The sequence below is a fragment of the Pseudomonas caspiana genome, from assembly GCF_002158995.1.
Taxonomy (GTDB): Bacteria; Pseudomonadota; Gammaproteobacteria; order Pseudomonadales; family Pseudomonadaceae; genus Aquipseudomonas; species Aquipseudomonas caspiana.
The window spans coordinates 13281-26618 of record NZ_LOHF01000032.1 but is presented as its reverse complement, the minus strand read 5'-3'; the positions used below and the strand labels follow the sequence as shown (position 1 = coordinate 26618).

General features: G+C 57.0%; 10 protein-coding genes. All 10 read right to left on the bottom strand.

Features of this window, described 5'->3' with window-relative positions:
• Window positions 1-19: 19 nt before the first annotated feature.
• The gene (gene ispD / locus AUC60_RS25115) at window positions 20-733 is read right to left on the bottom strand and encodes a 2-C-methyl-D-erythritol 4-phosphate cytidylyltransferase (RefSeq protein WP_087273936.1); all 714 of its coding nucleotides are present in this window, start codon (window positions 731-733) and stop codon (window positions 20-22) included.
• Window positions 734-743: 10 nt separating this feature from the next.
• The gene (gene ftsB / locus AUC60_RS25110) at window positions 744-1022 is read right to left on the bottom strand and encodes a cell division protein FtsB (protein ID WP_087273934.1); all 279 of its coding nucleotides are present in this window, start codon (window positions 1020-1022) and stop codon (window positions 744-746) included.
• A gap of 190 nt (window positions 1023-1212) precedes the next feature.
• Complete coding sequence (gene eno / locus AUC60_RS25105; RefSeq protein ID WP_087273932.1) at window positions 1213-2499, bottom strand: phosphopyruvate hydratase; 1287 nt, start codon at window positions 2497-2499, stop codon at window positions 1213-1215.
• 163 nt (window positions 2500-2662) lie between these two features.
• The gene (kdsA, locus tag AUC60_RS25100; protein ID WP_087273982.1) at window positions 2663-3508 is read right to left on the bottom strand and encodes a 3-deoxy-8-phosphooctulonate synthase; all 846 of its coding nucleotides are present in this window, start codon (window positions 3506-3508) and stop codon (window positions 2663-2665) included.
• Between the two features lie 17 nt (window positions 3509-3525).
• A complete protein-coding gene (locus tag AUC60_RS25095) occupies window positions 3526-5157 on the bottom strand; it encodes a CTP synthase (RefSeq protein WP_087273930.1) in 1632 nt (543 codons plus the stop codon).
• Between the two features lie 265 nt (window positions 5158-5422).
• Complete coding sequence (tilS, locus tag AUC60_RS25090; protein ID WP_087273928.1) at window positions 5423-6763, bottom strand: tRNA lysidine(34) synthetase TilS; 1341 nt, start codon at window positions 6761-6763, stop codon at window positions 5423-5425.
• A gap of 116 nt (window positions 6764-6879) precedes the next feature.
• Entirely contained in the window at window positions 6880-7827 is a 948-nt protein-coding gene (locus tag AUC60_RS25085; protein ID WP_087273926.1) for an acetyl-CoA carboxylase carboxyltransferase subunit alpha, read from the bottom strand.
• A gap of 112 nt (window positions 7828-7939) precedes the next feature.
• Window positions 7940-11461, bottom strand: a complete 3522-nt coding sequence (gene dnaE / locus AUC60_RS25080) for a DNA polymerase III subunit alpha (RefSeq protein ID WP_087273925.1) — start codon at window positions 11459-11461, stop codon at window positions 7940-7942.
• Window positions 11462-11535: 74 nt separating this feature from the next.
• Window positions 11536-12186, bottom strand: coding sequence for a ribonuclease HII (gene rnhB, locus AUC60_RS25075; RefSeq protein ID WP_087273923.1), 651 nt, complete (start codon window positions 12184-12186; stop codon window positions 11536-11538).
• Window positions 12187-12197: 11 nt separating this feature from the next.
• Window positions 12198-13337 carry a lipid-A-disaccharide synthase gene (gene lpxB / locus AUC60_RS25070; RefSeq protein WP_087273921.1) on the bottom strand — a complete coding sequence of 380 codons (1140 nt, stop codon included), beginning with the start codon at window positions 13335-13337 and terminating at the stop codon, window positions 12198-12200.
• Window position 13338: the final 1 nt, after the last annotated feature.

The window sequence follows — 13338 nt, the reverse complement described above, 5'->3', positions numbered from 1 at the left end:
ATTTTTCAAAGGTGTCAGCTCAGCGATTGAACTCGCTACGCCGCTGCCGCAACCATTCAAGATCCTCGGGACGAGTGACCTTGATGTTATCCGAGCGTCCTTCGATCAATCTGGGCGACTGCCCTGCCCATTCGATCGCAGAAGCTTCATCCGTAATGGCAACATCGGAAACCAGCCCGTCGGCCAGCGCTCGATGTAACGCCCCCAAGCGAAACATCTGCGGGGTATACGCTTGCCAAATCAGGCTGCGGTCTACCGTTTCGGTGACCCGGCCATCAGGCCCCGCGCGCTTGAGCGTATCGCGAGCAGGAACCGCCAACAGCCCACCGACCGGATCATCGGCCAGTTCACTCAGCAGGTTATCCAGGTCCGAACGCGCCAGATTAGGCCGCGCAGCGTCGTGGACCAGTACCCAGTCTTCATCACCGGCACCCTGCGCATGCAAATGCAGCAACGCATTCAGTACCGAATCTGCACGCTCCTTACCACCCGCAACCCGCGTGATGCGCGAATCCAGCGCACAAGGCAGGGCTGGCCAGTAAGGGTCATCCACAGCAAGACTGATCACCAGTCCCTTTAGACGGGGGTGATCGAGAAAGCAAAGCAGGCTGTGTTCAAGAATTGTCAGGCCGCCCAGTTGCAGATACTGCTTGGGACGATCTGCGGCCATACGGGACCCAACTCCCGCGGCAGGAATAACTGCCCAGAAGGCTGGGAGGATGCTCTTGTTCATAGGGTCAGTTTCATTGCGCCAACTGATAGAGCGTCTCGCCGTCCTTGACCATGCCCAGTTCATGACGGGCACGCTCTTCTACGGTCTCCATACCTTTTTTCAATTCAAGCACTTCAGCATCCATGACCCGATTACGCTCAAGCAGCGCTTCGTTCTCCGCATGCTGATCAGCGATCTGCTGATTAAGGCTCGCCACTTGCGCCAGACTCCCGTTACCAACCCACAGCCGATATTGCAGGCCCGCGAGTAACAGGATCAGGACGAGAAACAACCAGTTAGGACTGCGCATTGAATATCAGGTACCCAGTAAAAAAGACAGCAGAGCCGACAACATGAAGCCAACAATACAACAGGGGACTGAGGGCATAGAGCCTGGCGGGGCCAGGCTCTATAGCGGTGCAACCCGCATCAATGCTGATCAATCATCCGGGAAAGCAGGCGATTGTCACAGCACCGGCTGTCTTTTTACCATCTCGGTGTCAGCCGCGAAACTCGCCGCGACCACGGTATACCGCCTTGGCACCCAGTTGCTCTTCGATACGCAGCAGCTGGTTGTACTTGGAGATACGATCCGAACGGCTCAACGAACCGGTTTTGATCTGACCCGCCGAAGTGCCCACTGCCAGATCGGCAATGGTGGAATCCTCGGTTTCGCCTGAGCGATGCGAGATAACCGCAGTGTAACCGGCGGCCTTGGCCATCTGGATAGCTTCCAGAGTTTCGGTAAGGGTGCCGATCTGATTGAACTTGATCAGGATAGAGTTACCGATTTTCTTCTCGATGCCTTCCTTGAGGATCTTGGTGTTGGTCACGAACAGATCGTCACCGACCAGTTGCACCTTGTCACCGATCTTGTCGGTGAGGATCTTCCAGCCATCCCAGTCGGACTCGTCAAGACCATCTTCGATGGAGATGATCGGGTGCTTGCTGACCAGATCAGCCAGGTAGTCAGCGAAACCGGCGGAGTCATACTCGCCTTCTTCACTCAACACATACTTGCCGTTCTTGTAGAACTCGCTCGCCGCACAGTCCAGTGCCAGGGTCACATCGGTACCCAGCTTGTAGCCTGCATTGGCAACCGCTTCGGCGATGGCGTCCAGTGCGTCGGCATTGGAGTTTAGGTCAGGTGCGAAACCACCTTCGTCACCTACGGCAGTGTTCAGGCCACGCGCCTTCAGCACAGCTTTGAGGTGATGGAAAATCTCGGTGCCCCAGCGCAGGCCTTCGGAGAAGGTCTTGGCGCCGACAGGCTGAATCATGAATTCCTGGATGTCGATGTTGTTATCGGCATGCTCACCACCGTTGATGATGTTCATCATCGGAACCGGCATCGAGTAAACACCCGGCGTACCGTTCAGGTTGGCGATATGCGCATACAACGGCAGGTCCTGATCCTGAGCAGCAGCCTTGGCTGCAGCCAGAGATACAGCGAGGATCGCGTTGGCACCCAGGCTTGCTTTGTTTTCAGTCCCGTCCAGAGCAATCATGGCGCGGTCCAGCGCTTGCTGGTCGACAGGATCCTTGCCTAGCAACAGGTCACGAATCGGACCGTTGATGTTGGCTACAGCCTTGAGAACACCCTTGCCCAGGTAACGGCTCTTGTCGCCATCACGCAGCTCCAGCGCCTCGCGCGAGCCGGTTGAAGCACCGGACGGTGCGCATGCGCTACCGATGATGCCGTTGTCGAGGAGCACATCTGCTTCCACGGTGGGATTGCCACGGGAGTCGAGAACTTCACGACCTTTGATGTCGACGATTTTTGCCATTGTTGTAAACACTCCAAGATTGACGAAAACGACGCAGCTGGGAAATGCTTGCCGCTCCAGGACTCAATACAGGGCAGACCTTAGAGCGACAAACCCCGACCTGAGGTCGGGGGATGAAAACGTGCGGCACTTTACCGGAGGGCAACCCTGCGGAGAAGCAGCTTTAAGCGGTTTCTACTGCCGGGAAGCTTTTGACCAACTCATCCAGAGCCTTGAGTTGAGCCAGGAACGGCTCCAGCTTGTCCAGACGCAAGGCGCAAGGGCCGTCGCATTTGGCATTGTCAGGATCAGGATGAGCCTCAAGGAACAATCCAGCGAGGTTTTGACTCATGCCGGCCTTCGCCAGTTCCAATACCTGCGCACGACGACCGCCAGCAGAATCCGAACGACCGCCTGGCATTTGCAAGGCATGCGTCACATCGAAAAATACCGGGTAGTTGAACTGCTTCATGATGCCGAAGCCGAGCATGTCCACCACCAGGTTGTTGTAGCCAAAGCTGGTGCCGCGCTCGCAGAGGATCAACTGATCGTTACCCGCTTCTTCGCATTTGCTCAGGATGTGTTTCATCTCCTGAGGCGCGAGGAACTGGGCCTTCTTGATGTTGATCACAGCACCGCTACGGGCCATGGCAACCACAAGATCGGTCTGACGCGACAGGAAAGCGGGCAACTGGATGATATCGCAGACTTCAGCGACAACCTTGGCCTGCTCTGGCTCATGCACATCAGTGATCAGCGGTACATTGAAGGTCTTTTTGACTTCTTCAAAGATTCGCATGCCCTCTTCCAGGCCTGGACCACGATAAGAATGCATGGAAGAACGGTTGGCTTTATCAAAGCTGGCCTTGAATACGTAAGGGATACCGAGCTTTTCGGTGACCCGTACGTATTCTTCGCAGATCTGCATGGCCATGTCCCGGGACTCAAGGACGTTCATGCCACCGAAAAGCACCATTGGCTTGTCATTGGCAATTTCGATCGAGCCGACGCGGATAGTTTTCTGAGCCATGTTCTGGGTTTCCCGAATCAAGAATTTTTCTCGTGCTGAGTCAGTGCTGCCTTGACGAAACCACTGAACAGCGGATGGCCATCGCGAGGTGTCGAGGTGAACTCAGGGTGGAATTGGCAAGCAACAAACCATGGATGATCCGGTGCTTCAACAACTTCTACCAACGCGCCATCACCGGAACGACCCGAGACTTTCAGGCCCGCTTCCAGTAACTGCGGCAGCAAGTTGTTGTTAACTTCGTAGCGATGACGATGACGCTCGATGATCACATCGCTGGCGTAACAGTCATGTACCAGCGAACCAGGCTCAAGCTGGCACTCTTGCGCCCCCAGACGCATGGTGCCGCCCAGATCCGAGCTTTCAGTACGGGTTTCAACAGCACCGGTAGCGTCCGCCCACTCGGTGATCAGACCTACAACAGCGTGTGCGCCATTGCGATCGAATTCGGTGGAGTTGGCGTCTTTCCAGCCCAGCACGTTACGAGCGTACTCGATGACCGCCACTTGCATGCCCAGGCAGATCCCCAGGTAAGGAACCTTGTTCTCGCGAGCGAACTGAACAGCGGTGATCTTGCCTTCAACGCCGCGCAGACCGAAACCACCCGGGACCAGAATCGCATCAACGCCTTCCAGCAGCGCCGTGCCTTGATTCTCGATGTCTTCGGAGTCGATGTAGCGCAGGTTGACCTTGGTACGGTTGGTGATGCCAGCGTGACTCATCGCTTCGATCAGCGACTTGTAAGCGTCCAGCAACTCCATGTATTTACCGACCATGGCGATGGTGACTTCATGCTCAGGGTTGAGCTTGGCGTCTACCACAGCGTCCCACTCGGACAGGTCTGCGCTGTTGCATTGCAGACCGAAGCGCTCGACGACGAAATCGTCGAGGCCCTGGGAGTGCAGGATGCCCGGAATCTTGTAGATGGTATCGGCGTCTTCCAGCGCGATAACGGCACGCTCTTCCACGTTGGTGAACTGAGCGATCTTGCGACGCGAGGAGATATCAATCGGGTGATCGGAACGGCATACCAGAACGTCAGGCTGCAGGCCGATGGAACGCAACTCCTTCACCGAATGCTGAGTCGGCTTGGTTTTGGTTTCGCCAGCGGTCGCGATGTAAGGAACCAGTGTCAGGTGCATCAGCATGGCGCGCTTGGCGCCCACTTCGAAGCGCAACTGACGGATCGCTTCCAGGAACGGTTGCGATTCGATGTCACCCACAGTGCCGCCAATCTCGACCAGAGCGACGTCAGCATCGCCTGCGCCCTTGATGATCCGGCGTTTGATTTCGTCGGTGATGTGAGGAATGACCTGAATGGTCGCGCCCAGATAATCACCACGGCGCTCTTTGCGCAGGACGTGTTCGTACACACGGCCAGTGGTGAAGTTGTTGTTCTGGGTCATGGTCGTGCGGATGAACCGCTCGTAGTGGCCAAGGTCCAGGTCGGTTTCGGCGCCGTCATGGGTGACGAACACTTCACCGTGCTGGAACGGGCTCATGGTACCCGGATCGACGTTGATATAGGGGTCAAGCTTGAGCATGGTGACCTTAAGTCCCCGCGCCTCCAGGATGGCCGCCAATGAAGCCGAGGCAATGCCTTTCCCCAATGAAGAAACAACACCGCCCGTGACGAAGATGTAGCGCGTCATGAAAAACCCTAGAAGTCTGCGTTAAAGCGGTCAGAGCCGCCGGGGAAAGCGAAGGAAGGCCGAAGCCCCCGATTACCGACAAAATTCACGGTGAACTCCCGAACTGCTGCGTTGAAACGGACTGACTGAAGAAGCCTGTCAATTGCGCGCCACATGTTAAGAATCATCCAGCAAAGACTGGTTGGTAACCGGCAACTCATGTCGATCCAAAAGGATCCACAGAAGCTGTATCAAGAAGGGAGCGTAGTCTACCGGAATTGGGCTTTCAGCTCAAACTTTGGTCATTCGTCGGCGGCACCCAGTGCAACAACCCGCTTTCGGGGCCGCAAACATTGAGCGCGGGCAGGTTAGCCACCGCCAGAAACTCACCGTTGCGGTACAGCAGCGGCAATCGGCCGCGGACGAATAGCGGTATTTCATTCTCACTGAGCAGACGCTTGAGGTCGCGATGTCCGCGTCCAGGCAGGCTGAGAACTTCTCCTCCCTGGCGATAACGCACCTCCAGCAGTCCAGAAGGAATTTCACCTTCAATGAAAAGCTGACCATTACAGGGCAGTTCCAGCACTCGCCGCGCATCCGCCCAGGGCTGAGCAGACTGCGTCAGCGGCTGCAACCAGTTGTCGGAAAGCCACCAGATGCGCCCCTGATCACGATGCAACTCGCCATCAGCCAAGCGCCATACAGGGCGCCCGCCCTGCCCTGCGTCTCGCAGCGTTTCCCAGCCAACCCAATGATCGCTATCCGGCAGGCGAGTCAGTGCTGCCAGCCAGTGGCGCAGCGCATTGCGTTGCCGCGCGGGCGATAGATCCATCAGTGGAGACAAGGCCAGCGAGGGGAGCTTGAGCCAGTCGAAGACACTTGAGGATTCGGCAGATGCCAGATCAGCCTGCGCCAACTCCTCCAGCAGTTGTTGCGCTTCACTCAGATGAGCAGCGGTGCGTGCCATGCTCGCGGTCGCCTGCGGCCAGCGGGACTTCAAGACGGGCAGCGCCCTATTGCGCAGATAATTGCGCGAATAGTGAGAGTCCCCGTTGCTAGGGTCCTCCACCCAGCGCAAGTGATGCTCGAGGGCGTACGCCTCCAGCTCTTCCCGGGAAATACTCAATAAAGGCCTGACTAAATGCCCTTGCCCCAGGCTGCGGCTTGCCGGCATCCCCGCCAGCCCCCGCACCCCTGCACCTCGCAACAGGCGGAACAGTAAGGTTTCAGCCTGATCGTCCTGATGCTGACCGGTCAGCAGAACCTCATCTTCAGCAAGGCAATCACTGAGCGCGGCATAACGCGCATCACGCGCTGCCTGCTCAAGACTGGCGCCAGGCTCCACCCGCACACTGATCACTTGCAAAGGAACGCCCAGCGCGTTGCAAACCTGCAGGCAATGCAGCGGCCAGGCGTCAGCTAGAGCCTGCAGGCCGTGGTGAACATGGATAGCGTTTAACGGCGGGAGATTTTCGCGTTTTGCGATTTCGGCCACAAGGTGCAGCAAGACAGTGGAATCAAGGCCACCGGAGAAACCGATGTGCCAGGCTGGCGCGTTGCGCCAAGGGGCCAGGACCTTGAGGAGTCTGGCAGGGAGATCATGACCGGAGGATGTAAGTGTGGTCATAGATTTCTGTCGCTCGGAGCATTGATGCAGGAGCTGCCAAAGGCTGCGATGGCGGCATGCCCGGGACTGCGCAATTCGCAACCTTCGGCAGCTCCTACAAGATCAAAGGCTCTGAATCAGAGGCCGTAGCTCATCAAGCGCTCATAACGACGAGCCAGCAGCGCATCGTTGTCGAACTTCTTGAGCATCGCCAACTGGCTGCTCAATTCCTGACGGATTTCCAGCGCAGCGGCGGCCGGGTCGCGATGTGCGCCGCCCAGAGGCTCGGCGATGACCTTATCAACAATACCCAGACCTTTCAGACGATCAGCCGTGATGCCCATGGCTTCAGCAGCATCAGGTGCTTTTTCCGCGGTTTTCCACAGAATCGATGCGCAGCCTTCCGGCGAGATCACCGCGTAGGTGGAGTACTGCAGCATGTTCAACTGATCGCAGACACCGATAGCCAATGCGCCGCCAGAACCGCCTTCACCAATAACAGTGGCGATGATTGGCGTTTTCAGGCGCGCCATGACGCGCAGGTTCCAGGCGATCGCTTCGCTCTGGTTACGCTCTTCAGCGTCGATACCCGGGTATGCGCCCGGCGTGTCGATGAAGGTCAGGATCGGCATTTTGAAACGCTCGGCCATTTCCATCAGACGACAGGCTTTGCGATAGCCTTCAGGACGCGGCATGCCGAAGTTACGACGAACCTTCTCACGCACTTCACGGCCTTTCTGATGACCGATCACCATCACTGGCTGGCCTTCCAGACGTGCAATACCGCCGACGATTGCAGCGTCGTCGGAGAAGTGACGGTCGCCGTGCAGCTCATCGAACTCGGTGAAGATGTGCTGAATGTAGTCCAGGGTGTACGGACGACGCGGGTGACGCGCCATGCGTGCAATCTGCCAACTCGTCAGGTTGCCGAAAATGCTTTCGGTCAGCGTGTTGCTCTTGTCTTGCAGTCGCGAGATTTCGTCGCCGATGTTCAGCGAGTTGTCATTACCCACCAAGCGCAATTCTTCAATCTTGGCTTGCAGGTCAGCGATCGGCTGTTCGAAATCAAGAAAATTCGGGTTCATAGGCATCCGTCTTGGGTCGACGGCCAAGAGGCCGGCCGGTTGATCCGTTAGCGCCTTACCTTACGGGAACAGGCGCATTCAGGTCGAGTTTAAAAATTCTGGGCTGATGCTTTCAGCGATACTGCAGGAAGACGTTCTCACGCCCGAACTGGTCACGCAGAGCTTGAATCAAGCTGTCTGCGGGATCAATTCGCCACGCTTCGCCAAACTGCAGCAATGCCTTGGCATCAAGCCCGGTGTAATCCAGGGTAATCGGACAAGCTCCACGATGGCGCTTGCACAAGTCACCCAGCCAGCGTAGCCGATCGCCTTTGAGCGCTTCGGCACGCACAGTCAGACGCAAGCTTTCGGCCAGATTGGTACGCGCATCTTCGATGCTCATCACCCGTTTGGCGCGCAAGCGCAGACCGCCAGAGAAATCGTCGTTGCTGACCTCGCCTTCGACCACCACCATCGCGTCGGTTTGCAGCAAGGCCTGCGCAGAGTGGAAGGCTTCGGCAAACAGCGAGGCTTCTATTCGTCCAGAGCGGTCATCAAGGGTAATGAACCCCATCTTGTCGCCCTTTTTGTTCTTCATGACCCGCAACGCGATAATCAGACCGGCTACGGTCTGGGTATCACGCGCTGGCTTGAGATCGATAATTCGTTGGCGTGCAAAACGGCGAATCTCGCCTTCATATTCGTCAATCGGGTGGCCGGTCAGATAAAGCCCGAGAGTTTCCTTTTCACCACGCAAACGGTCTTTGAGACTACCTTCCTTGGCCTTGCGGTGGTTGGCATAAACGTCGGTGTCTTCCTCGACGAACAATCCGCCAAACAGGTCGGAGTGTCCGCTGTCATGACTGCGTGCTGTTTGCTCGGCGGCCTGAATGGCTTCGACTAGCGATGCCAGCAACACCGCACGGTTACGGTCGATGTTGGCTTGATACGCTTTGGGTTCTGCTTCGAAGTAAGGCCCGAGACGATCAAGCGCGCCACTGCGAATCAGACCATCGAGGGTTCGCTTGTTGACTCGCTTGAGGTCTACACGCGCACAGAAGTCGAACAAATCCTTGAACGGACCCGCCTCGCGAGCTTCGGTGATCGCCTCAACCGGCCCTTCACCTACCCCCTTGATCGCACCAAGGCCATAAATGATACGTCCGTCTTCGCTCACCGTGAACTTGTACTCGGACGTGTTCACATCCGGCGCGTCCAGGCGCAACTTCATGATTCGCACTTCTTCGATCAAGGTCACGACCTTGTCGGTGTTGTGCATATCCGCCGAAAGTACCGCAGCCATGAACGGTGCCGGGTAATGCGCTTTCAGCCAGGCAGTCTGGTACGACACCAGGCCATAAGCAGCCGAGTGGGATTTATTGAAGCCGTAACCCGCGAACTTTTCTACCAGGTCAAAAATGTTACCGGCAAGGTCCGGGTCGATATTGTTGGTCTTGCAACCTTCAATAAAGCCGCCGCGCTGCTTGGCCATTTCCTCGGGCTTTTTCTTACCCATTGCGCGACGCAGCATGTCCGCCCCGCCGAGGGTATACCCGGCCATGACCTGGGCAATCTGCATGACCTGTTCCTGATACAGGATGATGCCGTAGGTCGGCGCCAGAACCGGCTTGAGTCCGTCGTACTGGTAATCGACGTGCGGGTAGGACAACTCCGCGCGACCGTGCTTACGGTTGATGAAGTCGTCCACCATGCCGGATTGCAGCGGGCCCGGACGGAACAAGGCCACCAGTGCGATCAAGTCTTCCAGGCAGTCAGGCTTGAGCTTTTTGATCAGCTCCTTCATGCCACGCGATTCAAGCTGGAACACCGCGGTGGTTTCAGCCTTTTGCAGCAACTGATAAGTCGGTGCGTCATCCAGCGGGATGAAAGCGATATCCAGCGGCTCTTCGTTGACCTTGGCGCGGTCGCGGTTAATCGTTTTGAGCGCCCAGTCGATGATGGTAAGAGTCCGCAGACCAAGGAAGTCGAACTTCACCAGACCCGCCGCCTCGACGTCATCCTTGTCGAACTGGGTCACCAGACCACTGCCTTCTTCGTCGCAATAAATAGCCGAGAAGTCCGTCAGTTTGGTCGGTGCGATAACCACACCACCGGCGTGTTTGCCGACGTTACGCACAATGCCTTCGAGCTTGCGCGCCATTTCCCAGATTTCGGCAGCCTCTTCATCGACCTTGAGGAAGTCCCTCAGAATTTCCTCTTGTTCGTAGGCCTTCTCGAGGGTCATGCCGACTTCGAACGGGATCATTTTCGACAGACGATCAGCCAGCCCGTAAGACTTGCCCTGTACCCGGGCCACGTCTCGCACCACCGCCTTGGCAGCCATGGAACCGAAGGTGATGATCTGGCTCACCGCATTACGGCCGTATTTCTCGGCCACATAATCGATCACCCGGTCCCGGCCATCCATGCAGAAGTCGACGTCGAAGTCGGGCATGGATACCCGTTCCGGGTTCAGGAACCGTTCGAACAGCAGATCGTATTCGAGCGGATCAAGGTCAGTAATCTTCTGTACATAGGCCACCAGCGACCCGGCACCCGACCCCCGGCCCGGACCTACCGGAACGCCGTTGTTCTTGGCCCACTGGATAAAGTCCATAACGATCAGGAAGTAGCCGGGGAAGCCCATCTGGATAATGATATCCAGCTCGAAATTCAACCGGTCGACATAGACCTGGCGCTTGGCTTCATAGTCCGGCGTCGTCTCTTTAGGCCAAAGTACCGCGAGGCGCTCTTCAAGCCCTTCGAACGAAACCTTGCGGAAATACTCGTCGATGGTCATGCCATCAGGAATCGGGTAGTCAGGCAGGAAGTGAGTACCCAGCTTCACATCGATGTTGCAGCGCTTGGCGATTTCCACCGAGTTTTCCAGCGCTTCGGGCAGGTCGCTGAACAGCTCGGCCATTTCCTCGGCGCTTTTCAGGTACTGCTGATCGCTGTAATTGTGCGAGCGACGCGGGTCATCCAGCGCACGCCCCTCACCAATGCAAACACGGGTTTCGTGCGCTTCGAAATCCTCTTGCTTGATGAAGCGCACATCGTTGGTCGCCACCAGCGGCGCACCGTGGCGCTCGGCCAGGGCTACTGCGGCGTGCAGATGTTCCTCGTCATTGGGGCGATTGGTGCGCTGCACTTCGACATAGAAACGATCAGGAAAAACCGCCATCCATTCGCTCAACAACTGGTCAGCATCGGCCGGGTTATTACCCAGCAATGCCATGCCAATCTCACCTTCTTTTGCCGCCGACAGTGCGATCAGGCCTTCGTTGGCCTCCGCCACCCACTCACGCTCAATGATGATCTGGCCATTACGCTGGCCATCAATGAAGCCGCGGGAAATCAGTTCGGTGAGGTTGCGATAGCCCTTGGCGTTCATGACCAACAGGCTGATGCGACTCAACGCGGCATCTTCATCCTTGTTCGACAGCCACAGGTCTGCGCCACAGATGGGCTTGATCCCCGCGCCCATGGCCGCCTTGTAGAACTTGACCAGCGAGCACAGGTTGTTCTGATCTGTCACCGCCACAGCAGGCATATTCATGGCCGCGAGGGTTTTGACCAGCGGTTTGACCCGAACCAGGCCATCGACCAGCGAATATTCGGTGTGCAGGCGTAGATGAACGAAAGAAGCCGGCATGGAGATCCTATAGCGCTAGAACAAAAACGAAGGCCCGGATTGTACCGGGCCTTTGGCAAAACATCAGCCCACTGTCAGCTCAATGGGAAAATCGACGTCGAAGACATCGTTGACTGGATCATTGCATCCCGCGCTGCATAGGCAGCACGCACCGGCCCGAATGAGCGCCTGTGAATCGGCGTAGGCCCAAGACGCGCAAGGGCTTCGAGATGCACCGGTGTCGGATAGCCCTTGTGTCCGCCGATCCCGTAGCCGGGATATTTCAGCTCCATGGCGGCCATCTCACGGTCACGACTGACCTTGGCCAGAATGGAAGCAGCGGCAATTGCCGGAACCTTGGAATCGCCCTGGACTACCGGCGCGCTAGGAACCGACAACTGCGGGCAACGATTGCCGTCGATCAAGGCCAGTTTCGGCGTGATCATCAGGCCTTCCACTGCACGTTTCATGGCGAGCATGGTGGCATGCAGGATGTTCAACTCATCAATCTCTTCGACTTCCGCCCGGGCAATATGCCAGGACAGCGCTTTCTCGCAAATCTCATCGAAAAGCAGTTCGCGCTTGGCTTCTGTCAGCTTCTTCGAGTCATTGAGGCCCAGAATCGGGCGGCGCGGATCGAGAATCACCGCCGCAGTCACCACAGCACCACAAAGCGGACCACGGCCCACTTCGTCAACACCGGCAACCAGCTCTTCAACGAGATTGAAATCCAGACCTATTTGCATTGAACGTGAACTCACAATGAAGGCGAACGGCCAATCAGGTCTAACACCGCTTCGGCGGCCTGATTGGAGGCATCGCGACGCAAGGTCCGGTGTATTTCGTCAAAACCCTCAGTCTGCACCAGGCCATCATCCAGAAGCGGCAGCAATTGCTGCACCAATGCATCAGCAGTGGCGTCATCCTGCAATAACTCCGGCACCAACAGCCGCTGAGCTAGAAGATTGGGCAACGAGACGTAAGGACTTTTCACCAGACGCTTGAGTATCCAAAAGGTAAGCGGTGCCATGCGATAGGCAACCACCATGGGGCGTTTGTACAGCAGCGCTTCCAGAGTCGCCGTTCCCGATGCAATCAGTACCGCATCACAAGCGGCAAGCGCTACATGAGAGCGACCGTCGAGCAGTAACACCTGCAGATCACGCCCTTGCAACAATTGTTCGATCTGCGCACGACGCTGGGGGCTTGCACAGGGCAAGACGAATCTAACCTCTGGACGCACAGCCTGCAAACGCTCGGCAGCGTCGAAGAACAAGCTGCCCAGACGTCCGACTTCACCACCACGACTGCCCGGCATCAGCGCAACGACCGGCCCCTCACCGATGCCTAGTTCGGCACGAGCAGCAGCACGATCGGCCTGCAACGGGATGGTATCGGCCAAAGGATGCCCGACAAACCTGACCGGCACGCCCTTCTCTTCATAGAAACGAGCTTCAAAGGGCAGCAACGTCAACATCAGGTCGCAGCCTTCACGGATCTTCAGGACGCGCTTCTGACGCCACGCCCAGACCGACGGGCTGACGTAATGAACCGTCTTGATACCGGCACGACGCAATTGAAGTTCGATGTTGAGGGTGAAATCAGGAGCATCAATGCCAATAAAGACATCTGGCTTTTGCTCGATAAGGGTCTGGATGAGTGCTTTACGTTTGGCCAGCAACTCACGCAAACGACCCAACACCTCAACCAGGCCCATGACCGAAAGGCGCTCCATCGGGAACAAGGACGCCATACCTTCGGCTTCCATCAGCGGACCGCCGACTCCAATGAACTCAACCTGAGGGTGACGCGCCTTGATGGCACGCATAAGACCGGATCCGAGAATATCCCCGGACGCTTCGCCCGCGACCAAAGCGACACGCAATACGCTGGGCATG

What these genes read in the sequence shown, in the direction of transcription:
- ispD (WP_087273936.1), bottom strand. Translation starts at nt 733, where the DNA reads ATGAACAAGAGCATCCTCCCAGCCTTCTGGGCAGTTATTCCTGCCGCG.
- ftsB (WP_087273934.1), bottom strand. Translation starts at nt 1,022, where the DNA reads ATGCGCAGTCCTAACTGGTTGTTTCTCGTCCTGATCCTGTTACTCGCG.
- eno (WP_087273932.1), bottom strand. Translation starts at nt 2,499, where the DNA reads ATGGCAAAAATCGTCGACATCAAAGGTCGTGAAGTTCTCGACTCCCGT.
- kdsA (WP_087273982.1), bottom strand. Translation starts at nt 3,508, where the DNA reads ATGGCTCAGAAAACTATCCGCGTCGGCTCGATCGAAATTGCCAATGAC.
- AUC60_RS25095 (WP_087273930.1), bottom strand. Translation starts at nt 5,157, where the DNA reads ATGACGCGCTACATCTTCGTCACGGGCGGTGTTGTTTCTTCATTGGGG.
- tilS (WP_087273928.1), bottom strand. Translation starts at nt 6,763, where the DNA reads ATGACCACACTTACATCCTCCGGTCATGATCTCCCTGCCAGACTCCTC.
- AUC60_RS25085 (WP_087273926.1), bottom strand. Translation starts at nt 7,827, where the DNA reads ATGAACCCGAATTTTCTTGATTTCGAACAGCCGATCGCTGACCTGCAA.
- dnaE (WP_087273925.1), bottom strand. Translation starts at nt 11,461, where the DNA reads ATGCCGGCTTCTTTCGTTCATCTACGCCTGCACACCGAATATTCGCTG.
- rnhB (WP_087273923.1), bottom strand. Translation starts at nt 12,186, where the DNA reads ATGCAAATAGGTCTGGATTTCAATCTCGTTGAAGAGCTGGTTGCCGGT.
- lpxB (WP_087273921.1), bottom strand. Translation starts at nt 13,337, where the DNA reads ATGCCCAGCGTATTGCGTGTCGCTTTGGTCGCGGGCGAAGCGTCCGGG.